Here is a 21,799-nt window from a genome sequence, read left to right on the forward strand (position 1 = left end):
AGGAGCATGGAAAGCTACGATTACATCATCATCGGGGCCGGTACTGCCGGCTGCCTGCTGGCCAACCGGCTCTCCGCCGATCCGTCCAGGCGCGTATTGTTGCTCGAAGCCGGCGGCAGCGACAACTATCACTGGATCCACATCCCGGTCGGTTATCTCTACTGCATCAACAATCCGCGCACTGATTGGTGTTTCAAGACGCAAGCCGAGCCAGGGCTGAACGGTCGCGCGATCGGCTATCCTCGTGGTAAGGTGCTGGGCGGCTGCTCCTCGATCAACGGTATGATCTATATGCGCGGCCAGGCCCGCGACTACGACCAGTGGCGCCAGATGGGCTGTGAAGGCTGGGGCTGGGATGACGTCCTGCCCCTGTTTAAAAAGACCGAGGACTTTCACAAGGGTGCCGACGACAAACATGGCGCCGGCGGCGAATGGCGCGTGGAGAAGGCCCGTCTCCGCTGGGACGTACTGGAAGCGTTTCGCGAGGCAGCCAAGCAGGCGGGCATTCCAGAAACCGACGATTTCAACCGTGGCGACAACGAAGGCTCCGGCTTCTTCGAGGTGAACCAGCGCTCCGGCATTCGCTGGAACTCGGCAAAGGCTTTTCTGAAACCGATCCGGCACCGCAAGAACCTGACGATCCTCACCCGCGCTCATGTGAAGCGGCTGACGATCGAGGGCGAACGCGTGACCGGCGCCGAGGTGCATCACGACGGCGAGTTGAAGCGCTTTGCGGCCCGCCGCGAGGTGGTACTGTCCGCCGGCGCCATCGGCTCTCCGCAGATCTTGGAACTCTCCGGCATCGGCCGCGGTGAGGTCTTGCAGAATGCCGGCATCGAGACTGTTCGCGAGGTCCCGGCTGTCGGCGAAAATTTGCAAGACCATCTGCAGCTCCGCCTCGTCTTCAAGGTAACCGGCGTGCCGACCCTCAACGAACGCGCCTCCAGCCTCTACGGCAAGGCGATGATCGGCCTGGAATATGCGCTGCGCCGTTCAGGGCCGATGTCCATGGCCCCGAGCCAGCTCGGCATCTTCACCCGTTCGGGCCCGGACAAGGAGACCGCCGACCTAGAATACCATGTCCAGCCGGTGTCACTCGACAAGTTCGGCGATCCCGTCCACCCCTTCCCGGCGATGACGGCGAGTGTCTGCAATCTCAGACCCGAAAGCCGCGGCTCGGTTCATATTGCTGGTCCCGACTTCGCCGCCCAACCGAAGATCGCGCCGAACTATCTGTCCACGGCAGGTGACCGGGATGTCGCAGTCCGCTCGATCCGGCTTACCCGCCAGATCGCCGCTCAACCAGCCTTCGCCCGCTATCGTCCCGAGGAGTACCGCCCAGGACCGGCGCTCGAAAGTGATGCAGATCTGGAAAAGGCTGCGGGCGATATCGGCACGACGATCTTCCACCCTGTAGGCACCTGCCGCATGGGTGCGGACCCTGACAGCGTGGTGGACCCGCGCCTGAGGCTACGCGCACTGAAGGGCCTGCGCATTGCCGATGCCTCGGTCATGCCGACGATCACCTCGGGCAATACCAGTTCTCCGACCCTGATGATTGCCGAGAAGGCGGCTGCGATGATCCTGGAGGATCACCGCTGACACCAGTCCATCAGCTGCGATCGTCCGCATTCGCCCCGAGCAGTTTCGGCAGGTCGCCGAAGCGGGCGACGAGGCCGAAGATGATGGCCGCGACCGCCACGAACAGGATCGTTACCGAAGCCATGACCGGCGTGTAGCCGTAGCGCAGCGCGTTGAAGATCTTGATCGGCAGCGTCTCCATCACGAAACCGACCGTCATATAGGCGACGATGTATTCGTTGAGCGAGAGGACGAAAGCGAAGGCATAGCCGGAGACGAGATAGGGCGCGATCAGCGGCAGCACGACGGTGCGGAAGATGGTCCGGTCGTCGGCGCCCATGGTGGCGGCAGCCTCGACCAGTGAGCGATCGATAGCCGAGAACCCGAGCGACAGCGTCACCAGGGGCAGCGTCACGAAGAAGATCGCGTGGCTGATGACGGCCGTCCAAGGCTGGCCGTAGAAGCCGGTCGCGGCCCAGAAGGTGAGAAGCCCCAGCGCCGTGATGACGGGCGGCAGCGTGAAGGGGGCAATGCCGAGCAACTGGAACACCTGCGCCCAAAGGGAGAGGCGCCGCCATAGGAACCAGGCGAGCGGCAGCGCGATGGCGACGGCGAGAGCAGCCGCGCAAAGCGCCAGGATGACCGAGGCGAAGAGGGCCGCACGCCAGCCGGGATCGGTAAAGATCGCGCCATACCACGAGAGCGAAAATCCCTGCGGCGGGAAGTTGAGGCTCTGCTTGGCATTCACCGAAACGCCAGCAACCACGACGATGGGCGCAGCAAGGAAGATGCCGATGAGCGTGAAGTAGAGACGGGTCAGTGCCTTGTTCATGCCGCCTCTCCCTTTCGACCGATGAGCAGCGTCAGCGCGACCATCCCAAGCGTGACCAGCACGAGGAACACCGCCATCGCCGCCGCAAACGGCATGTTGGACTGGTAGATCGCCTGATCGGTAATCAGCACCGACAGCGTCCAATGCGAAGGACGGCCGAGGATCTGCGGCAGGAGATAGGAGCCGAGCGCGAAGATGAAGACCATGATCAGCGTTGCAATCAGCGTGTTGCGCAATGCCGGCACGACCACCGTGAAAAAGGCGCGGAGCGGCGAGGCACCAAGCGTGCGCGCCGCTTCCGTCAGTGTGGGGTCCAGCCTGACGAGAGCGGGATAGAGCACGAGGACCGTATAGGGCAGCGCCTGATAGGTCATGCCCGTCAGCACCGCGCCGAAATTCGGCATCAATGCCACGGGGCTTTCCATCAAGCCGATCATCACAAGCAGATTGGTGATGCCGGCCGTGCGCGAAAGCAGTGTTGACCAGGCAAAACCGATGATCACCTCCGAAAGCGACAGGATGGAGAGGAGCGCCACGAGCCACAGCACCTGTGCTTTGCGCGACATGCGGGCGAGCAGATAGGTGAAGGGTAGCGCCAGCGTCACGCAGACGACGGCAACGGCAATCGCCAGCATCAGCGAGAAGCTCAGCACGCCCCCGAAGAAGAACGACAGAAAGCGGGCGTAGTTGTCGAAGACAAAATCGGGCGAATAGAAGCCGGTCGGATCCCGCTTGAAGAAGGATACGGCGATCATCGTCGCGAAGGGCACGACGAAGAACAGGATCAGCATACCAGCCGGAAATGCCAGCGGCGCATAATCGAGCGCGGTTTTCGGGGGCTCGCGTCTCATGCCGACAGCACCACGGCGGTTTCGGGATCGATGACGATGCCGACATCCTGACCGACGGTCACGACCGGCCGTTCGCGCGGGGTCGAGACGGCGACGACTTCGGTCCCTGCGACATCGAGGAAGGTCTCGATCGTGCCGCCGAGATCGCGGATGAAGGTGACCTTGCCGGTAATGCGGCCTTCGCCGGGCGCCGAGAGCTTCACGTCCTCAGGGCGAACCGAAAGACTCGCCTGCGCTGAACCTGCTGGTGCCGAAATGCCGGCGACGCTATGGCCGAGCACAAGCGCCGAGCCACCCTGCGCTGTCAGCGGCAGGAGGTTGGTCGAACCGATGAAATCGGCAACAAAACGGTCGGCCGGCTTGCGATAGATCTCGATCGGGCTCGCCGCCTGGCGGATCTTGCCGCCGCTCATCACGACGACCGTATCGGCCATGGTCATCGCCTCGCGCTGGTCATGGGTGACGACGATGGTCGTGATGCCGAGCTGCTGCTGCAGCTTGCGCAGCTCCACCTGCATCGCCTCGCGCAGCTTGGCATCGAGCGCCGACAGCGGCTCGTCGAGCAGGAACAGCTTCGGGGAAATGGCGAGCGCCCGGGCAATCGCCACGCGCTGCCGCTGGCCGCCGGAGAGTTTGTGCACCGGGCGGTCGGCATAACCGGTGAGGTGGATCATCGCGAGCAACTCGTCGACGCGCTTCACCTGCTCCTCACGACCGATGCCACGGATGCGCAAGGGATAGGCGATGTTCTCGCCGACAGTCAGATGCGGGAAAAGCGCCAGCGACTGAAAGACCATGCCGAGATCCCGCTTATGCGTCGGCACCTGGGTAATGTCCTGGCCATCGAGAACAATCGCACCATCGGTCGGGCTGTCGAGACCGGCGATCATCCGGAGCAGCGTGGTCTTGCCGCAGCCGGAGGGACCGAGCAGGCAAACGAAGGTGCCGTGCGGGACCGAGAGCTGGACCTGATCGACCGCCGTGAAGGGACCGAACTGCTTGGTGATGGAATTGAGAGCGAGGCCGGACATGGACTTCCAATCAGACGAATGTTGTTCAAAACGGTGCGAGACAGTCGACGCCCAGGGGCTCGAAGTCTCGGATATTGGCGGTTACGACTGTGAGGCCGTGGGTTTGCGCCGTTGCGGCGATGAGAATGTCGGCGAGTTCGATATTCAGCCCTCGCGCTAGCATTGCGCCTTCAAGCTTTCCAGCCACGAGCGCGACCTCAACATCAACAGGCAGAAACCGATCCTGGAAATCTGCCATCACGATGTCGATCCAATCGCGGAGACGCCGTGCTTTATCAAGGCTGCCACCCTTCACACGCTCAAGCTTCACGATACCCTTTTCGATCTCCTGAAGCGTGATCGTCGAGGCATACAAAGCGTTCTTTCGCTGTTGCGCCTGAAGCCAGTCAATGAATTGCGGCGATGCCTTGCTGTTGGAAAGCAGCGACAACGCGTTGGTGTCGATGAGATACCCGGTCAAAGATCGACGTCTCGTCCACGGGAGGGATTGCGTTCAAAAACCATACCCGGCTCTGGAAAGGCCATCAGGTGCTCCAGGAAGTTGTGCTTTGGTTCCTGTTCAGCAGCACTCTCCACCGCCACCAGCGTCGCCACCGGCTTGCCGTCGCGCGTGATCGTCACGCTGCCGCCCTTGATCACCTCATCCACCAGTTCGGAAAGATCGGTATTCACATCGCGCACGCTGACCGTTGCCATGAGGTTGTCTCCGCTAAGATGCATACCGTATTCCTATCACGGGCGTGGAGATGCATCAAAATCCTAACGCAAACGCACCTCACCTTACCCTCTCCCCGCAAGCGGGGGAGAGGAAATGTTGGCGCTGAGCGAGCCGCCGTCTCCTTCTCCCCGAAGGTGGGGAGAAGGAGCCCAGCCCTTCGACAAGCTCAGGGCGAATGAGAGGCTACGCAGCCCTCTGATCAACCGACGATCAGTTCTGTCCACTTCTGGTTCAGCCAGTCCGACTTGGTCTGGTAGAGGTCGTAGCGCGGCGTGATCGGCTCGATATCCGAGGAGACCGAGGCGAATTCGGCATCGGTCAGGTCGAGCAGTTCGCGCTTGACCGTCGGGGCCGTGCCGACCTTGCGCGACAGGGTCGCCTGGATGGACGGCTGGCACATGTAATCGATGAAGACATGTGCTTCCTCGGTCTTGGCAGAAGCGCGTGACAGAGCCCAGCAGCCTGAGTCCTGAATGCCGCCTTCCTTCGGGAAGGTCGAGCGGACCGGCTGGCCATCGGCAGCGGCAAGGCCCGTGACGTCATGGTAGTACTGGCCCATCGGGATTTCGCCCGACTTCAGCGACTGCTCGAACTGGGCCTCGTCACGATACCAGAGGCGCACATTCGGCTTCACTTCTGCAAGCTTCTCCAGCGCCTTCAGGATACCCTCTTCGGTATCGAGCGCATTGGTGCCCCCCATATATGTCTTGGCAGTCACTTCCAGCAGGAAGGAGTTGGAGACGAGCGCGAGCAGACCGAGCTTGTCGGCATTTGCCGGATCCCACAGCGCTTCCCAGGAGGTCGGAGCGTCCTTGTAGACATCGGTGTTGGTGACGAGCGTGATGTACCAGGCAACAGCACCGACGCCGGCGACGCGTCCATCCGGATACTTGTTGACGAAGCGGTCGATCAGGCCCGAGGCATTGCTGATCTTCGCCATGTCGATCGGCGCCCAGAGCTCGGTCGCCTGGCCCTTAAGCATGGCAACCTGCGACATCATCGAAAGGTCAGCCGGTGCCTGGCCGGCCTTGGCGGCCTGTTCCAGCTGCACGAGCCAGGCTTCACCCGTCGGCTCGGCGATGGATTCGACGGCAATGCCGGTCGCCTTGGTGAATTCAGGGAAGATGTTCTTGTCGAACGAATCCTTGAAGTAGCCGCCATAGACGCCGATCTTGATCGACTTGTCCTGGGCGCGCAGGATCGACGGCATGGCGAGAGCGCCGGCAACGGCGGCCGAGCCGGCGAGCACGCCGCGGCGGCTGACGGAAGTGGAGAGAATGTCTTTCATGGTCCTGTTCCCTTGTTGTGGTTGAGGCGTGTTCGCCCGTTCGTCTGCATCCGTTGCCGGACGGCAGGAGCCGTCCGGGATATCGACCCTCAGTGCCCCTTGATGGCCGGACTGTAGACCATCAGGCTGAGGATTTCGAAGAGGATTTGTGCGCCGACATGCGCGGTATTGTGGTTTGCGTCATATTGCGGCGCGACTTCCACCACATCGCCGCCAACAAGGTTCACACCCTTGAAGCCGCGGATCAGCTCCAGCGCTTCGCGCGATGTCAGGCCGCCCACTTCCGGCGTACCGGTGCCGGGTGCCACGCTCGGATCGAGACTGTCGATATCGAAAGAGAGGTAGGTCGGCCCATCACCGATCACGGCCTTGGCTTTTTCGATGATCGCCGCGATGCCGAGACCGTTGATTTCCTCGGCGTGAATGACGGTCATGCCGGATTCGTAGGAGAACTCCCAGAGATATTCGGCAGGTCCGCGGATACCGATCTGGATCGTCCGGACAGGATCGAGCACACCATCAAGCACCGCGTTGCGGAACGGGCCACCATGGTGGAACTTCGTCTGGTCGAACGCACCGCCGGTATCGCAATGGGCGTCGATATGGATCATGCCGACGGGACCGTGCTTCTTGGCAATCGCCTTCATGATTGGATGGGTAATCGAATGGTCACCGCCGACGGAAAGCGGCAGCACGCCTTGGCTGACCAGCTTGGTATGATAGGCCTCGATATCGTCATGGCTCATCTCCAGGCGATAGCGGCTGGAAAACGGCACGTCACCGATATCGGCGACCTTGAGATCGAAGACCGGGGCGCATTCGAGAACATGGTTGTAGGGGCCTATACGGTCGATCGCCCGCAGAGCCCGGGGCCCGAAGCGCGATCCCGGACGGTTGGTGACGCCAAGATCCATGGGCACGCCGACGATCGCGACATCGAGATCGCTGACATCCGGATTGCGCTGGTCAACCTGGCGATAGGGTGCGGACACGAAAGTCGGCACGCCGGCATAAGGGGCAGCACGCGTACCGTTCGAGAAGATCTTCTCGCCTACCTTGGCAAACTTCGGATCGAAGATCTCGCCGGCTTTGTCGTTTCCGTATTTCTCGCGCAGCGCCGCAAGGCGCTTTTCATCGAAAGTCATCTGGCGTTCCCTGTTAGTGAACGATGAGCAGTTCATCGTCCATTTTTGCGGCACGATCTTGGCATGCCTTTATTGTGAGCATTAGCCCGCAACAGACTTGGAAAATCAATTCACGATGTTATAGCAATCGATGTGAGAAAAATTCACGGATGCTGAACCCGTCATGGCAAGCCGCCTGCCCCCGCTCAACCCCCTTCGCGCCTTCGAGGCCGCCGCTCGCCGCGGCTCGATCTCGGCTGCCGCGCGGGAATTGAGCGTGACGCATGGCGCGATATCGCATCAGATCCGCAGCCTGGAAGAAACGCTCAAGACGGCGCTTTTCGAGCGCGGCGGCAAGCGGCTGAAACTGACGCCGCAAGGCGCTCTGCTGCTACCGGCCGTCACCCAGGCCTTCGACGGCATCGCAGCAGCGACCGCCCTGATGAACCGCCCCTCGACCAGCGGCAGTCTGCGCATCTCCTGCGTGCCAGCGCTACTCTCGCTCTGGCTGGTGCCCCGCCTCGGCTCCTTCGTCGATCGCTATCCCGAGATCAGCCTTACGTTGACCTCCAGCAATGATTCCAGCCTGATCTATTCCCCCGACATCGACATCGCGATCCTTTATGGTGCGGGCGGCTGGAAGGATTGCTGGACAAGGCTCTGGAGCACCTTCGAGCTCTTCCCCGTCGTCAGCCCGACGCTGCTCAACACAAGGCCGCTGCGCTCGACCCGCGATCTGCGCGACCATGTGCTGCTGCATGGTGACGACGGCCGCGAATGGCGAAGCTGGCTTGCCGCCGCCGACCAACTCGATATGCCAAAAGCGCGGGAACACTTCATGGGCGATGCGAGGCTATCGACCGAGGCTGCCCGTTTCGGCCAAGGCGTGGCGCTGGGAGACAGCATCACGGCGTCCAGCCTGATTGCCGCCGGCGAACTCGTCATCCCCTTCGATCTCGCAGTGCCCGCACCTGACGCCTTCTATGTCGCCGCTCGCAATGATGTTCGCGCGGCCCCCATCGCCAAGGTTTTCATCGACTGGATCTTCGACATGATCGAGACCGAGCGCGCCGCCCAGCCGCGCCCCGCAAGCCGCCCTTCGGGACGAGGCCTGCCCTCGACCCGCAAACGCAACCCCAACACCACTACCGTGCTTTCGGAAGAGAGCTGATATCACCGAGGACAGAGACATGCCCGCCGCCCCCTTCAATCCGCTCGTTGCAGATCTCTCGGCTCCGCCGGTCCCCTCGGTGTTCGCCTGGGCACGCGCCTATGATGGCGCTAGCGGCCCGATGATCGACTTGAGCCAGGCCGTGCCCGGCTATCCGCCGCATCCCGATCTTTTCGCCTGGCTTGCGGAAGCTGCTTCCGCCCGGGCGAATGCCGGCTACGGCCCGATCGAAGGCGAAGCGCCGCTGCGCGAGGCCTATGCGGCAGAGGTTTCGGCCGTTTATGGCGCGCCGGTTACGGCCGAGAACATCCACATCACGGCAGGCTGCAACCAGGCCTTCATGGCAACAGTCTCAGCGATTGCGGGAAGCGGCGATGCGGTGGCGCTGACGGATCCCTTCTATTTCAACCAGGAAACCACGCTGGCGATGATGGGCATTCGCCGCGAGCTCATTCCGCTCGATCCGGCCACCGGCTTCGTGCCCACCATCGAAGGCATCGAGGCAGCCCTGGCGAAGGGCGTCAAAGCCGTGGCACTGGTGTCGCCCAACAACCCGACGGGCGCCATCTATCCGGCGGACCTGCTGCGCCAGGCCTTCGACGCCTGCCGCAAGGCCGGTGCTTTCCTCATTCTCGACGAGACCTATCGCGACTTCCTCCCCGGCGAAGGCCGCCCGCATGATCTGCTTTCGATCAAAGGCTGGGAAGAAAACCTCATTCTCCTTTACTCCTTCTCCAAATCCTTCTGCATTCCCGGCCATCGGCTTGGCGCGATCACCGCCGGCGCGCGTGCCGTCTCGGAAATCGCCAAGGTCATGGACAACCTGCAGATCTGCGCGCCGCGCGCACCGCAGGCGGCCGTCGCAAAGGCGATCCCGGCGCTCAAGGCCTGGCGCGACGACAACCGCCTCGAAATCCTCAAGCGCGCCGAAACGCTGAAGGGCGTGATGGCCAAACTTCCCGTCTGGAAGATGGACTCGCTCGGCGCCTATTTCGCCTTCATCCGCCATCCCTTTGCGGGCCAGGACTCTGCTTATGTGGCGGAAAGGCTGGCGAAGAAGGCCGGCGTGCTCTGCATTCCCGGAGCCTATTTCGGCGACGATTGCCAGGACTACCTGCGCTTCGCCTTCGCAAATGCCGACAGCGCAACGATCGAAGGTCTGGTCTCCCGCCTTTCGACCTTCAAGCTGGACTGATCACGGATGAAGAAGAGTGTGGCGATCATCGGCGGTGGCCCGGCGGGCCTGATGGCAGCGGAACATCTCGCCGGCAACGGCCATGTCGTCACCGTCTACGACGCCATGCCGACGGTCGGCCGCAAGTTCCTGCTTGCCGGAAAATCAGGACTGAACATCACCCATGCCGAAGACTATGCGCGCTTCGTCACCCGCTATGGTGCGGCGAATGACCGGCTACGCTCCGTGCTCGACCTGATGACGCCGGAAGCCATCCGGGTCTGGGCAGACGATCTCGGCACGGAAACCTTCGTCGGCTCTTCCGGCCGCGTCTTCCCGAAAGTGATGAAGGCCTCGCCCCTGTTGCGCGCCTGGGTGAAGCGACTGGAAGCGACGGGCGTGACCATCCTCACCCGTCACCGCTGGACGGGTTTCGACGGAGATGCCCTGCTTTTCGAGAGACCAGAGGGTCAGAAGCACGTGATCGCCGACGCCACACTCCTCGCCCTTGGTGGCGCGAGCTGGCCGAAGCTCGGTTCAGATGCGGCCTGGGTACCACTGCTGGAAGCAGAAGGTGTCGATATCACACAGCTCCGCCCGGCCAATTGCGGTTTTGATTGCGATTTCTCGGAAAGCTTCAACACGCGCTTCTCTGGCCAACCGGTGAAATCGGTGAAGGCCACCTCGGCAGCCGGTACCACACAGGGTGAATTCGTCATCAGCAAGGGCGGCATCGAAGGCAGCCTGATCTATGCCCATGCGGCAGCGCTGAGGGACGCGCTCGACCGGGATGGCCATGGCGAGCTTATCCTCGATCTCACGCCGGGGCGCACGACCGAGAAGCTAGCGACGGACTTCGCGCTTCAGGACCGCAAGGCAAGTTTCTCGACCCGCCTGAAGAAGGCCGCCAATCTCGACGGCGTGAAGATCGCGCTGATCAGAGAGGTCACCCCTGAGGCCAACCGGCTCGACCTCACCGAGCTGGCAAAATGCATCAAGGCCCTGCCGCTCGCCGTCAAGCGCCCGCGTCCGATTGCCGAGGCAATCTCGACGGCAGGCGGCGTCTCATTGAACGCAATCGACGCGCACTTCATGCTGACATCGCGCCCCGGCACTTTCGTTGCCGGCGAAATGCTCGACTGGGAGGCGCCGACGGGCGGCTATCTGCTGACCGCCTGTTTCGCGACAGGGATTGCTGCGGCAGAAGGCATCAACCGCTGGCTGGAGACACCAAACGACTGACCCTTAGCGGCTCGCCGTCTTGTGCGACGAGCCCGGCTTGCGGAACTCGACAGTGGTCTTGGCAACCGGGATGCCGAACTTGGTGACGAGCGCCGTATTGAGCACCGTCCCGTCCTCACGCAGCACCATCTTGTCCCAGAAACGCACCTTATTGCCCTGTGTTTCCGGGCTCAGATAGACGAGATAGTTGAACCGAGCGACTGCCCCGTTGAGCTTCACCTTGGTCTCGCCGATCACGTCCTCGCGGGTGCCGCTATAGGTGTTGGGGCTGGTCTTGGTGAAGCGCCAGGTCTTGCGGTCCTTGGTGCCGTCGTCGAAGACGAAGTCTTCGCGCAACGTCAGCGTCTTGCCGTCCCAGTTTCCGGTCAGATCCACCGTAAAAGTCCGCTTGACGCCATTGATGGCGCGGAAGGAACCGACCGCTTCCGTGCGACCGACGAAGTAGTCCTCGAACGTGAACTTGTCCGCCGCCTGACCAGCGGTGGGCAGCAGGCTCATGGCGAGCCCGACAAGGGCGAAAGTGAGCTTCGGCATGATTGGCGTCTCCATCATTGGCGTTGTGCAAACCACTACGCACCGGATGGACGGCCGGATTTTTCCCGGCACGGCAAACATATTCGTGAAGGCAGCCCAGGCACCGCCTCAAACGAATTCAGCCGTTATCGCGCTGATAGATCCAGTCGTGGTCAGGATGATTCTGGAAACGCCATTTGCGCAAGGGGCCGGCCATGACGTTGAGATAATACATCTCGTAGCCATGCGGCACGCCGCAGGGGTGATGCCCCCTAGGCACCAGCACCACATCACCATCAGACACCGCCATGGTTTCGTCCAGCGAGCCGTCCTCTGTGAAGACACGCTGGAAACCGAAGCCTTGAGCCGGGTTGAGGCGGTGGTAATAGGTCTCCTCGAGATAGGTCATCTCCGGGAAGTTGTCCTCGTCATGCCGATGCGGCGGATAGGACGACCAGTTGCCGGACGGCGTGAAGACTTCGGTCACCAGCAAGCTGTCGGCCACATCGCGATCTTCCATGGCGATCGGGTAGATATGTCGCGTGTTGGCGCCCTTGCCGCGATCGACCAGCGAAATGCCCTCAGGCCCGATCTGCTGTGCGTCGCGGCCGGGCATGGCAGGTGCCGTGCAGATGGCGAGCACGCAGTCAGTGGTGGCCTTGGCCGACCAATCGCTGCCGGCAGGCACGTAGACACAATGCGGCGGGGTCTTCTCGAACACCGACATGCGCTGGCCGAGTTCACCGAACTCCTTGCCTCCACCAGAGATCTCAGCCTTGCCTTCGACGAGCACGAGAATGACCTCCGTCTCACCCGTCTGCTCGGCAGCGCTTTCGCCCGCCTTCAGATGGTAGAGCCCGAAGCCGACATAGCCCCAGCCGGCACTGGCGGGGGTAATGTCATGCACTTTGCCGGATGTGCCCGAAGGCTTGCGCAACAGATCGGCCATTCCTCGTCTCCTGATTTTGGCGCTCAGTCGGCGTCAGCCTGTTCGGCTTCGGCTGCAATCCTGGCACGCTCGGCCTCTGCCTTGGCTTCGGCCTTTTTCATCGTGTGATCATACATGAACAGCAGTTCGTAACCGGCATAAAGCCCGGCCACGATAAAGACCATCGCCCAGCCGGTCGCACCGTTCGAATACTCCACCCCGGACCAGGCCAGCGGCAGCACGACGCAGAGGATGCGGCGATAAAGCGGCTTGAAGAAGGGATGAGTCGGATCGAGGATCTGGAACTTCAAGGCTTTGCTCCCGGCAGTCTTGTGAGTGGGTCGCATGCAATAGAGCCCAAATCCGCCTGCTGTCAAAACAAGGGGCGAAGATTAAACCCCCGCCCCGTGTTCAATTCAGATCAGGCCGGCATCCTTGGCGAAGCCCTTGAGCGATTTCAGGCCGAGGCTCTGATACTCGAAGGGATTGCGCACATCCGGATCCTGCTCGGCCTCGATGACGATCCAGCCTTCATAACCATGCTCGGCGGCGATCTTCAGAACCGGGGTAAAATTCACGCCGCCCTCGGTGTCGCCAGGCACGGTGAACACGCCGCGACGCACGCCTTCGAGGAAGGAGAGTTTTTCGTTACGCACCTGGTCGGCGATGACGGGACGAACATTCTTCGCGTGGATATGGCCGACGCGATGCATGTATTTTTTCGCGACCGCTTCCGGATTGCCGCCACCGAAAGTGCAATGGCCGGTATCGAGTAGCAGCTTGGCATGCGGGCCGGTAAACTCCATGAGCTTGTCGATCTCGGCCTCGGTCTCGACGACCGTTCCCATGTGGTGGTGGTAGACGAGCGAAATGCCCTGGCTCGCCGAAAATTCGGCCAGCGCCTCGACGCCGGCACCGAACTTTGCCCATTCGGCATCGGAGAGGACAGGACGATCGGCAAGTGCCGCATCATCGGCGCCATGGATGGCGTTCGAGGTTTCGCAGACGATGATGACCTTGCAGCCCATGGCCTTCAGCACATCGAGGAAGGGCTGCATGGCGGCCTTTTCTTCCTCGATGGAGTTGGTCAGCAGGTTCAGCGAATGCCAACCGGAGACGAATTTCAGGCCGCGCGGCTCCAGCACCGACTTGAGACCCGCAGGATCGGTCGGCAGCTTGTGGCCCTTCTCGATGCCGTCGAAGCCGATCTTGGCGGTTTCGTCCAGGCACTGTTCGAGGCTGATATGGGCGCCGAGGCGGCGGTCGTCGTCGTTCGACCAGGCGATCGGGTTGGTTCCGAAAAGGATCATGATCAGGTTCTTTCCTTCAGAGCCGCTTCATAGGCAACGCGGGCTTGATTGACTTCGGCGCGGGCCGAGACTTCCGGCACCGCGACATCCCACCAGTAGCCGCCGGCCCCGGTGGTCGGATAAGGATCGGTATCGATGACGATGACCGTCGTCTCGGTCGCCTCGCGGGCGGCATCAAGCGCTGTTTCCAGCTCTGCAATCGACGACACCTTGAGAGCGCGCGCGCCCATCGACGCCGCATGCGCGGCGAAATCGATGGCGATGGGGCTGACATTCGAATGGGCATAGAGGTTGTTGAACTGCGCGCCCCCGGTGCCCATCTGCAGCCGGTTGATGCAGCCGTAACCCCTGTTATCGGTGATCACGAGCGTGATCTTGACGCCCATGCCAACGGCGGTTGCCAGCTCCGAATTCATCATCATGTAGGAGCCGTCGCCGACCATGACGATGACGTCGCGGTCCGGTTCCGCCATCTTGATGCCGAGGCCGCCGGCGATCTCGTAGCCCATGCAGGAGAAGCCGTATTCCATGTGATAGGAGAGCGGCAGCTTCGACTTCCACAGCTGATGCAATTCCCCCGGCATGGTGCCGGCGGCGCACATGACAACCGTATTGTCTCGCGAGGCGCGCTGCACGGCGCCGATCACCTGCATGTCGGTCGGCAGCGAATTACTGTCCTTGGGCGCAGCCGTCACGGCATCCGCCTTGGCAAACCAGGAGGCCTTGAGACCGGCATCCGGTGCGGCATACGTGTGATCGCCGAGCGCTGCCGAGAGCTTTTCGAGGCCGATTTTCGCATCAGCCACCAGCGGGATCGCATCATGCTTGGCGCTATCGTAAGGCTGCACGTTGAGCGCCAGGATCTTACGGTCAGGGTTCTTGAACAGCGCCCAGGACCCCGTGGTGAAATCCTGGAAGCGCGTACCGACGCCGATGACGAGATCCGCCTTTTCCGAGACCACATTGGCGCTTTCGGCACCGGTCACACCGACAGGGCCGAAGTTCAGACCATGGTCCCAGGCGAGTGCCGACTTGCCGGCCTGCGTCTCGACGACGGGGATCTGGTGCTTCTCGACAAAGGCCTTCAGCGTGTCGGTGGCCCCCGCAAAATGCACGCCGCCACCAGCGACGATCACAGGGTTCTTCGCCGCCTTCAGCGCCGCAACAGCCGCTTCGAATTCCACCACATCCGGCTCCGGACGACGGAAGCGCCAGGTCTTGCTTGCAAAGAAGCTCTCGGGATAGTCATAGGCCTCGGCCTGCACATCCTGGCAGAAGGCAAGCGTGACAGGGCCGCAATCGGCGGGATCGGTCAGCGTACGCATGGCGCGGGGCAGCGCGGTCAGGAGTTGTTCCGGCCGCATGATCCGGTCGAAATAGCGCGAGACAGGGCGGAAGCAGTCATTCGCCGACATCGTGCCGTCGCCGAAGTCCTCGATCTGCTGCAGAACCGGATCGGGGCCGCGATTGGCAAAGACATCGCCGGGGATGAAGAGCACCGGCAGGCGGTTGACATGGGCGAGTGCTGCCGCCGTCACCATGTTGAGCGCGCCCGGGCCGATGGAGGAGGTCACCGCCATGGCGCGGCGACGGCCGAGCTGCTTGGCATAGGCGATTGCCGCATGCGCCATCGACTGCTCGTTCTGGCCGCGATAGGTCGGCAGTTCCTCGCGGATGCCATAGAGCGCTTCGCCGATGCCGGCGACATTGCCATGGCCGAAGATCGCCCACATGCCGGCGATATAGGGAACGCCGTCCTCGTTCAGCTGGTTGGCGAGGTAACGCACCATCGCCTGGGCGGCGGTCAGCCGGATCGTCTTCATGCTTTTCCTCCCTTGGCGGAAACCGCCTTCTCCCGCGCCGCATCCCAGATGACACAGAGGCTTTGGTAACGCGCGGCCATATCCTCAACGGCAGCGGCATCGCTCAGCGAACCAGCGAGCCACTTGCGGGCGGCGTCGCCAAAGATCGTGCGGCCGACGGCGAAACCCTTGACCAGATCGAAGCCGGCGGCAAGCTGGAAGCTCTCCTCAAGCTCCGCCTGTGGCGCATCGAGGCCGAGCACGACGATGCCGCGCGTGTTCGGGTCGTTGCGTTCGATGGCGTTGCAGGCATTCGCCCAGGACGCTGTCGTCTTCATCGGCTCCAGTTTCCACCAGTCGGGATAGACGCCGATCTCGTAGAAGCGCTCGATGATCTTGGCCACCGTCTCGTCATCGCAGGCGCCGACCTTGGAGGGGATGACCTCCAGCAGGAATTCGAGCCGATTGCGGCGCGCCGCATGGAAGAGCCGCTGCACGGTCTTTTCCTGCTCGGCCTTCATCTCTGCGGTATCATCAGGATGATAGAAACAGAGCACCTTGACCACGTGCTCAACCGGCCATTCGACAAGGCCGCCGAAATCGGGGCCGATCTCAGGTTCCAGCGTCAACGGACGCGAGCCCGGCCATTCGACCGGACGACCGATCCACAGACCCGTGCCAGCCGCGCGGTAAAGCGCCTCGCGGCCGAGACGGCTGTCGCAGAGCAGGCCGTAACCGGCATTGCCGCCGGAGACCTTCAGCGCCGCATCGAGGCAGAGGTTCTTGAAGGCGCCGATCTTCTCGTCGGCAACGCCGGCATCCTTGGCCATGGCTTCGAGCTGCATGCGATGATCGAAGGCGAAGACCCGCATCGTCGACCAGTCATTCTTGCGGTTGGTCGACCAGTGCACCTGCTCCAGCGCTTCATCCTTGCGCAGCGCCTTGTTCTGGATTCCGGTCTTGAAGAAATATTGCAGCTCATCCCAGCTCGGATAGGCCGGCGTGCAGCCGTGACGCGAGACGGCAAACGCGCCGCAGGCATTGGCGAACTTCAGGCTGGTCGGCCAATCCTGGCCGGTGAGCCAGCCTTTGAGCAGCCCCGACATGAAGCCGTCGCCGGCACCAAGGACGTTGAACACTTCGATCGGGAAACCCTGGCCGGTCTGGCCGGCATCGAGACTATCCGGGATCGCACCGTCAAAGACCACGGCGCCCATGGGCCCGCGCTTGCAGACCAGCGTCGCGGAGGAGACCTTGCGAACCGCCTTGAGCGCCTCGATCGTATCGGTCGAGCCGCCGGCTATGTGAAACTCCTCTTCCGTACCGACGATCAGATTGAAGAGATGCAGCGTCGACTGCAGCTTCGCGGTGACCTGAGCGGACTCGACAAAGCGGCTTTCGCCATCGCCATGGCCGGCAAGACCCCAGAGGTTCGGGCGGTAGTCGATGTCAAGCGCCGTCAGACCGCCCTTTTCGCGGGCGATCTTCAGCGCCTTGAGCACGGCAGCTTCCGTGCGCGGATGCGACAGATGCGTGCCGGTCGCACAGACGCAGCGCGCCTCGGCGATGAAATCCGGATCGATATCCTCTTCCGACAGCGCCATGTCGGCACAGTTCTCGCGGTAGAAGATCAGCGGGAACTGGTGTTCGTCGCGAATACCGAGCAAGACAAGCGCGGTCAGCCGCTCCTTGTCCGTCTTGACGCCCCGGACATCGACGCCCTCGCGCACCAGCTGCTCGCGGATGAAGCGGCCCATATGCTCGTCGCCGACGCGGGTGATCAGCGCCGACTTGAGGCCAAGACGGGCCGTACCGGCTGCAATATTGGTCGGCGATCCGCCAATATACTTGTTGAAGGAGGCCATGTCCTCCAGCCGACCGCCGACCTGGGCCCCATAAAGGTCCACGGAAGAGCGGCCGATCGTGATCAGATCGAGCGAAGCCAAGCGATGTCCTCCCTGTGATGCGGGATCTAGCGCCCCGCCTCGAAACCACTCCACGATTTGGAACGGCCATGTCTAAAAATGGACTATAAATTCTATTTTTCAGAATTTCAATACGGACGTTCAGGCTTCCTGTCGCGCAGTCCCGACGGCGACGGAAAGCGTGATCGCCAGACAGAGCGTGGCCGACAGCGAACGGAAGGCGCCAAAATCGACTTCCGAAACGGAGAGCAGAGTAGCCCCCATGCGGCGCAGTGGACTGACCACCGTATCGGTGACCGCAATGACCGGAACGCCGCGCGGGCGCACCTGCTCGACCAGCTCAAGCGTTTCGGCGGAATAGGGAGAAAAGGTGACGGCGAGCAGCGCATCACCCGCCTGGATCGCATGATGGTTGTCGAGCCGACCGACCACACTGTGCAGCATCGCCGGTACACCCATCTTCTCGAAGGCATAGGCCATGTAACTTGCAACCGGAAAGGAGCGGCGCAGACCGATGATGTGGATCATGCGCGCTTCGGAAAGCTGCCTGACCGCGACCTCCATTGCCTGCGGATCAACGGTTTTGACGAGATTTTCGAGAGAAAGCCGCCCAGCCTCGACAAATTCGGCGAGAAGGGCGGAGGGCGATCCCTCGGCTTTTTCCCTTAAGTGCTGCAGGCGCGTCGAATAATCCGGCCAGCCGCCGACGAAGCTTTCGCGAAACAGCTTCTGCATCTCTGAAAAGCCTGTGAAGCCCATGATCTGGCAGAAGCGCATGAAGGCCGAAGGCTGGACGCCCGCCCCTTCCGCCATCTCGGCGACGGTAGAGACCGCAATGCGATCCTTGTTGGCGGCGACATAGTCGGCGCATTGCTTGAGCCGCTTGGGCAGGCTGCCGGAAACTTCCAGCAGCCGATCTTCAAAGTCCTTGATCGTCTGCGGTCCGCCGATTTCGTTCATTCGTTTTCCTACCCTTACCCCGTGACACTGTCCCGCTTGACAGAAACCGTATCAAGATCTAGCAAAATAGAACATATATTCCAAAACATGGCCTTGGCCAGCGTGAAATGGAACATCAATCAGGCGCCTCCGTCAGGAGCACACCACAATCGCCGCCCTTTGACGAGGGACCAAGGCGCATAGGGAGGAAACGAACATGGTCACGAGACTGGCACTTCTGGGCGCCGGCCGCATCGGCAAGGTACACGCAAAAGCCATTGCCGAAGACAAGCGCGCGAAACTGGTCGCCGTTGCCGACGCCTTCGCCGACGCCGCAAACGCCATCGCGGCCCAGACCGGCTGCGCGGTAAAGACGATCGAGGAGATCGAGGCCGACAAGGACATCGACGCCGTCATCATCTGCACGCCGACCAACACCCATGCCGACCTGATCGAGCGTTTCGCCAAGGCCGGCAAGGCGATCTTCTGCGAAAAGCCGATCGATCTGGATGTCGCACGCGCCAAGGCCTGCCTTGAGACGGTCCGCGCCGTCGGCGGCAAGGTCATGCTCGGCTTCAACCGCCGCTTCGACCCGCATTTCCAGGCCGTCCGCAAGGAGATCGACAAGGGCTCGATCGGCAAAGTCGAGATGGTCACCATCACCAGCCGCGACCCGGGCGCACCGCCTGCCGAATACATCAAGGTCTCCGGCGGCATCTTCCGCGACATGACTATCCATGACTTCGACATCGCCCGCTTCCTGCTCGGCGAAGAGATCGAAACGGTCCAGGCCTCGGCCTCGGTTCTGGTCGATCCTGTCATCGGCGAACTCGGCGACTATGACAGCGCCTCACTGATCCTGACGACCAAGAGCGGTCGCCAGGCGATCATCTCCAACTCGCGCCGCGCATCCTACGGCTACGACCAGCGCATCGAAGTGCACGGCTCGCTCGGCTCGGTTTCGGCTGAAAACCAGCGCCCGGTCTCGATCGAAGTCGCCAACAAGGACGGTTATACCCGCCCGCCGCTGCACGACTTCTTCATGACCCGCTACACGGCGGCCTATGCAGCCGAAATCTCCGCCTTCATCGACGCGCTCGACAACGGCACGCCGATGGCGCCCTCGGCCGAAGACGGCCTGATCGCTCTGGCGCTGGCCGACGCTGCCGTCAAGTCCGCCAAGGACAAGTCGGCGGTTACCGTTACCTACTGAGACGCAAGAGCTCCCGCGGGACCGAAGGGTCGCGCAGAATGGAAACGCCGCCCGAACCTCCTCGGGCGGCGTTTTCCGTTTCGACATGGGTTCAGCAAAACCGGCTCAGACCGCCAGCTCGCGCCGCTCCACCTCCGTCAGCATCGCCAGATCGAGGATCTTCTGCAGATTGGCGGCATGCCGGAAGCTCGGCTCCTGCCCATAACCTGAGCGGATCGCGGTGATGAACTTCTGATAGTTCGTCTCCACCGGATCGACCTCGATCTCCCGCCAGACGGCCTTTTCGACATCTTCCTGCAGGCAGGCCCTGAGGCTGGAGCCATCCAGGCGGTGGATGACCTCCAGCGCGCCCTTGTCGCCATGGACCCGCAGGCGCAATTCGTTCAGATGCCCCGTCGCCCAGCGGCTCGCATGGATCACGCCCATCGCGCCGTTGGTGAACTCGGCGGTCATGGTGAAGCTGTCATTGGCATCGAGATCATATTCGCCGATCTTGTTGCCCGGTGCCTTTTCAAAGGTCTTCAGCCGCGCGAAGACATGATCGATGTCAGTCGCCGCGCCATAACCGACAAAGTCGAGAATATGGATGCCGACATCGCCCAGCACGCCGTTCGAGCCGTGTTTGGTCGACAGCCGCCAGAGCCACTGGCTCTCGGTCGACCAGTCACCCCAGGCCTTGGAAACGAGCCAGCTCTGCAGGTAGGAGGCCTCGATGTGGCGCACCTTGCCGATCTCGCCGCCCAGCACCATCTGCCGCGCCTTCTGCACCTGCGCGACATTGCGATAGGTGAGGTTGACCATGTTGACGAGGCCGGCCATTTCCGCCGCCGTCGCCATCTCGTCGGCCTTGGCATAATTCTCGGCGAGAGGCTTCTCGCACATGACATGCTTGCCGGCAGCGAGAAGCTTCAACGTCGTCGGGTAATGGACCTTGTCCGGCGTGACATTCGTGACGGCATCGAACTCACCCCAGGCAATCGCCTCTTCGAGCGAGGTGAACGTGTTGGGGATATTGTGCCGGGCGGCAAAGGCGCGCACCGTCGCCATGTCGAGATCAACAGCCGCGACAAGCTGCACATCGGTGATGATCGAGAAGTTCATGGCATGGGTATTGGCCATGCCACCCGTGCCGAGGATCAGCAGGCGTATGGGGGCAGTGCTCATTTGTAGCCTTCCTCACCGGCCTGATGCAGGCGCGGACCGCGCTCGGTAATCGGCTCCAGCGCCTGCTCGACCGGGACATTCGGTGCATCATGCACGGCCACATAGCGCGGCATCGGATTAAACGCCCACTTCACCCCGTTGCGAAGCACCTGCTGAACGGTCGCGTCGTGATAGGTCGGATAGGTCTCATGACCCGGACGGAAATAGAAGATATTGCCCGCACCGCGTCGCCAGGTGAGACCCGAGCGAAAGATCTCGCCGCCGGCGAACCAGGAGATGAAGACCGTTTCCAGCGGCTCCGGCACCGAGAAGAACTCGCCATACATCTCTTCGTTTTCAAGCACGAAGTTTTCCGGGATGCCGGCTGCGATCGGATGACCGGGATTGACGGTCCAGATCCGCTCGCGCTCGCCCGCCTCACGCCATTTGAGCGCGCAGGGCGTGCCCATCAGCCGCTTGAAGGGCTTGGCGAAATGACCGGAATGCAGGACGAGAAGGCCCATGCCTTCCCAGACACGGCTTGCGACCCGCTCGACGATCTCGTCGGAGACATCGCCATGCGCCTTGTGGCCCCACCAGACGAGCACGTCGGTCTCGGCCAGCCGCTCGACGGAAAGCCCGTGCTCAGGCTCCTGCAGCGTCGCCGTCGTCGCCTCGATATCCGGATCCGTATTCAGCGCGGCGGCAATCGTCGCATGCATGCCATCGGGATAGATCTCCCGGACGATGGCGTTTTCCCGCTCATGAATGTTTTCGCCCCAGACAACCGTTCTGATCGTCATCTGCATTCTCCTTGGTTAGAGCCAGCCAACCGGCCTTCAGAAAAGCCTCAACGAGGCCCATCGTTCCGTCAGACGTAAGAAGGAATCGGAACAAAACTAGGGCAGCATCAGGAATATTTGAAAGCGGTTTGGTCGACGATTTTTGCAGGCGCTTGGCCCGGTGTCAAAAGAGATTTATGAGTATCTTCGAGCAATTTGTGCCAGAACGCGT

At 62.0% G+C, this 21,799-nt stretch carries 21 protein-coding genes; 5 read left to right on the plus strand and 16 right to left on the minus strand.

Annotation, left to right across the window (positions count from 1 at the left end; genetic code table 11):
• The first annotated feature begins 6 nt into the window (after nt 1-6).
• The gene (locus tag GH983_RS15255; protein ID WP_153762839.1) at nt 7-1,602 is read left to right on the plus strand and encodes a GMC family oxidoreductase; all 1,596 of its coding nucleotides are present in this window, start codon (nt 7-9) and stop codon (nt 1,600-1,602) included.
• A 10-nt stretch (nt 1,603-1,612) separates the two neighbouring features.
• Here the strand turns inward: GH983_RS15255 and GH983_RS15260 are convergent, their stop codons facing one another.
• The 7 genes from GH983_RS15260 to speB form a co-directional block, all read right to left on the minus strand.
• Nucleotides 1,613-2,413, minus strand: coding sequence for an ABC transporter permease (locus GH983_RS15260; RefSeq protein ID WP_153762840.1), 801 nt, complete (start codon nt 2,411-2,413; stop codon nt 1,613-1,615).
• Nucleotides 2,410-3,264 (minus strand): ABC transporter permease, encoded by an 855-nt coding sequence (locus GH983_RS15265; RefSeq protein ID WP_054147921.1) that lies wholly within the window; start codon nt 3,262-3,264, stop codon nt 2,410-2,412. The genes GH983_RS15260 and GH983_RS15265 overlap by 4 nt, the downstream gene beginning before the upstream one ends.
• Nucleotides 3,261-4,295, minus strand: a complete 1,035-nt coding sequence (locus tag GH983_RS15270; RefSeq protein ID WP_153762841.1) for an ABC transporter ATP-binding protein — start codon at nt 4,293-4,295, stop codon at nt 3,261-3,263. The genes GH983_RS15265 and GH983_RS15270 overlap by 4 nt, the downstream gene beginning before the upstream one ends.
• A gap of 25 nt (nt 4,296-4,320) precedes the next feature.
• A complete protein-coding gene (locus GH983_RS15275; RefSeq protein WP_194842728.1) occupies nt 4,321-4,725 on the minus strand; it encodes a type II toxin-antitoxin system VapC family toxin in 405 nt (134 codons plus the stop codon).
• 26 nt (nt 4,726-4,751) lie between these two features.
• Nucleotides 4,752-4,991 (minus strand): type II toxin-antitoxin system Phd/YefM family antitoxin, encoded by a 240-nt coding sequence (locus GH983_RS15280; protein ID WP_054147918.1) that lies wholly within the window; start codon nt 4,989-4,991, stop codon nt 4,752-4,754.
• 221 nt (nt 4,992-5,212) lie between these two features.
• On the minus strand, nt 5,213-6,223 hold the full coding sequence (locus tag GH983_RS15285; protein WP_246727570.1) for a PotD/PotF family extracellular solute-binding protein: 1,011 nt from the start codon (nt 6,221-6,223) through the stop codon (nt 5,213-5,215).
• Nucleotides 6,224-6,390: 167 nt separating this feature from the next.
• On the minus strand, nt 6,391-7,446 hold the full coding sequence (gene speB / locus GH983_RS15290; protein WP_153762843.1) for an agmatinase: 1,056 nt from the start codon (nt 7,444-7,446) through the stop codon (nt 6,391-6,393).
• Between the two features lie 163 nt (nt 7,447-7,609).
• Here speB and GH983_RS15295 point away from each other — a divergent pair, with 163 nt between their 5' ends.
• The 3 genes from GH983_RS15295 to GH983_RS15305 are packed head-to-tail and all read left to right on the plus strand — an operon-like array spanning nt 7,610 to nt 11,012.
• Nucleotides 7,610-8,596, plus strand: a complete 987-nt coding sequence (locus tag GH983_RS15295) for a LysR substrate-binding domain-containing protein (RefSeq protein WP_069043309.1) — start codon at nt 7,610-7,612, stop codon at nt 8,594-8,596.
• A gap of 19 nt (nt 8,597-8,615) precedes the next feature.
• Nucleotides 8,616-9,791, plus strand: a complete 1,176-nt coding sequence (locus GH983_RS15300) for an aminotransferase (protein ID WP_069043308.1) — start codon at nt 8,616-8,618, stop codon at nt 9,789-9,791.
• A gap of 6 nt (nt 9,792-9,797) precedes the next feature.
• Nucleotides 9,798-11,012, plus strand: coding sequence for a TIGR03862 family flavoprotein (locus GH983_RS15305; RefSeq protein ID WP_069043307.1), 1,215 nt, complete (start codon nt 9,798-9,800; stop codon nt 11,010-11,012).
• A gap of 3 nt (nt 11,013-11,015) precedes the next feature.
• Here GH983_RS15305 and GH983_RS15310 read toward each other — a convergent pair whose 3' ends face one another.
• From GH983_RS15310 to GH983_RS15340, 7 genes are all read right to left on the minus strand, one after another.
• Nucleotides 11,016-11,546 carry a DUF3833 family protein gene (locus tag GH983_RS15310; RefSeq protein WP_171901596.1) on the minus strand — a complete coding sequence of 177 codons (531 nt, stop codon included), beginning with the start codon at nt 11,544-11,546 and terminating at the stop codon, nt 11,016-11,018.
• Between the two features lie 118 nt (nt 11,547-11,664).
• Nucleotides 11,665-12,474, minus strand: coding sequence for a 5-deoxy-glucuronate isomerase (gene iolB / locus GH983_RS15315; RefSeq protein WP_069043305.1), 810 nt, complete (start codon nt 12,472-12,474; stop codon nt 11,665-11,667).
• Nucleotides 12,475-12,497: 23 nt separating this feature from the next.
• Nucleotides 12,498-12,764: a hypothetical protein gene (locus tag GH983_RS15320; RefSeq protein WP_083229676.1), complete on the minus strand. Its 267-nt coding sequence runs from the start codon at nt 12,762-12,764 to the stop codon at nt 12,498-12,500.
• A gap of 105 nt (nt 12,765-12,869) precedes the next feature.
• Nucleotides 12,870-13,763 (minus strand): myo-inosose-2 dehydratase, encoded by an 894-nt coding sequence (gene iolE, locus GH983_RS15325; protein ID WP_069043303.1) that lies wholly within the window; start codon nt 13,761-13,763, stop codon nt 12,870-12,872.
• 2 nt (nt 13,764-13,765) lie between these two features.
• Nucleotides 13,766-15,586, minus strand: a complete 1,821-nt coding sequence (gene iolD / locus GH983_RS15330) for a 3D-(3,5/4)-trihydroxycyclohexane-1,2-dione acylhydrolase (decyclizing) (RefSeq protein ID WP_153762844.1) — start codon at nt 15,584-15,586, stop codon at nt 13,766-13,768.
• Complete coding sequence (gene iolC / locus GH983_RS15335; protein WP_153762845.1) at nt 15,583-17,511, minus strand: 5-dehydro-2-deoxygluconokinase; 1,929 nt, start codon at nt 17,509-17,511, stop codon at nt 15,583-15,585. Before iolC ends, iolD begins: the two co-directional genes overlap by 4 nt.
• Before the next feature lie 120 nt (nt 17,512-17,631).
• A complete protein-coding gene (locus GH983_RS15340) occupies nt 17,632-18,450 on the minus strand; it encodes a MurR/RpiR family transcriptional regulator (RefSeq protein ID WP_153762846.1) in 819 nt (272 codons plus the stop codon).
• 196 nt (nt 18,451-18,646) lie between these two features.
• Between GH983_RS15340 and iolG the strand changes: the two genes are divergently transcribed.
• The gene (gene iolG, locus GH983_RS15345; RefSeq protein ID WP_153762847.1) at nt 18,647-19,642 is read left to right on the plus strand and encodes an inositol 2-dehydrogenase; all 996 of its coding nucleotides are present in this window, start codon (nt 18,647-18,649) and stop codon (nt 19,640-19,642) included.
• A gap of 105 nt (nt 19,643-19,747) precedes the next feature.
• Here the strand turns inward: iolG and GH983_RS15350 are convergent, their stop codons facing one another.
• Nucleotides 19,748-20,806: a Gfo/Idh/MocA family protein gene (locus GH983_RS15350; RefSeq protein ID WP_194842729.1), complete on the minus strand. Its 1,059-nt coding sequence runs from the start codon at nt 20,804-20,806 to the stop codon at nt 19,748-19,750.
• Nucleotides 20,803-21,588: a ThuA domain-containing protein gene (locus tag GH983_RS15355; RefSeq protein ID WP_069043299.1), complete on the minus strand. Its 786-nt coding sequence runs from the start codon at nt 21,586-21,588 to the stop codon at nt 20,803-20,805. Before GH983_RS15355 ends, GH983_RS15350 begins: the two co-directional genes overlap by 4 nt.
• Nucleotides 21,589-21,799 lie beyond the last annotated feature (211 nt).

Origin of the sequence: Agrobacterium sp. MA01, from assembly GCF_009650195.1 — a bacterium.
Taxonomy (GTDB): Bacteria; Pseudomonadota; Alphaproteobacteria; order Rhizobiales; family Rhizobiaceae; genus Allorhizobium.

Bases quoted from the DNA above. Each gene is read 5' to 3' on its own strand.
- GH983_RS15300 (WP_069043308.1), top strand. From the start codon at position 8,616: ATGCCCGCCGCCCCCTTCAATCCGCTCGTTGCAGATCTCTCGGCTCCG.
- GH983_RS15255 (WP_153762839.1), top strand. From the start codon at position 7: ATGGAAAGCTACGATTACATCATCATCGGGGCCGGTACTGCCGGCTGC.
- iolG (WP_153762847.1), top strand. From the start codon at position 18,647: ATGGTCACGAGACTGGCACTTCTGGGCGCCGGCCGCATCGGCAAGGTA.
- GH983_RS15260 (WP_153762840.1), bottom strand. From the start codon at position 2,413: ATGAACAAGGCACTGACCCGTCTCTACTTCACGCTCATCGGCATCTTC.
- GH983_RS15305 (WP_069043307.1), top strand. From the start codon at position 9,798: ATGAAGAAGAGTGTGGCGATCATCGGCGGTGGCCCGGCGGGCCTGATG.
- GH983_RS15270 (WP_153762841.1), bottom strand. From the start codon at position 4,295: ATGTCCGGCCTCGCTCTCAATTCCATCACCAAGCAGTTCGGTCCCTTC.
- iolB (WP_069043305.1), bottom strand. From the start codon at position 12,474: ATGGCCGATCTGTTGCGCAAGCCTTCGGGCACATCCGGCAAAGTGCAT.
- GH983_RS15295 (WP_069043309.1), top strand. From the start codon at position 7,610: ATGGCAAGCCGCCTGCCCCCGCTCAACCCCCTTCGCGCCTTCGAGGCC.
- GH983_RS15280 (WP_054147918.1), bottom strand. From the start codon at position 4,991: ATGGCAACGGTCAGCGTGCGCGATGTGAATACCGATCTTTCCGAACTG.
- speB (WP_153762843.1), bottom strand. From the start codon at position 7,446: ATGACTTTCGATGAAAAGCGCCTTGCGGCGCTGCGCGAGAAATACGGA.
- GH983_RS15265 (WP_054147921.1), bottom strand. From the start codon at position 3,264: ATGAGACGCGAGCCCCCGAAAACCGCGCTCGATTATGCGCCGCTGGCA.
- GH983_RS15310 (WP_171901596.1), bottom strand. From the start codon at position 11,546: ATGCCGAAGCTCACTTTCGCCCTTGTCGGGCTCGCCATGAGCCTGCTG.
- iolD (WP_153762844.1), bottom strand. From the start codon at position 15,586: ATGAAGACGATCCGGCTGACCGCCGCCCAGGCGATGGTGCGTTACCTC.
- GH983_RS15285 (WP_246727570.1), bottom strand. From the start codon at position 6,223: ATGCCGTCGATCCTGCGCGCCCAGGACAAGTCGATCAAGATCGGCGTC.
- GH983_RS15350 (WP_194842729.1), bottom strand. From the start codon at position 20,806: ATGAGCACTGCCCCCATACGCCTGCTGATCCTCGGCACGGGTGGCATG.
- GH983_RS15355 (WP_069043299.1), bottom strand. From the start codon at position 21,588: ATGACGATCAGAACGGTTGTCTGGGGCGAAAACATTCATGAGCGGGAA.
- GH983_RS15340 (WP_153762846.1), bottom strand. From the start codon at position 18,450: ATGAACGAAATCGGCGGACCGCAGACGATCAAGGACTTTGAAGATCGG.
- iolE (WP_069043303.1), bottom strand. From the start codon at position 13,763: ATGATCCTTTTCGGAACCAACCCGATCGCCTGGTCGAACGACGACGAC.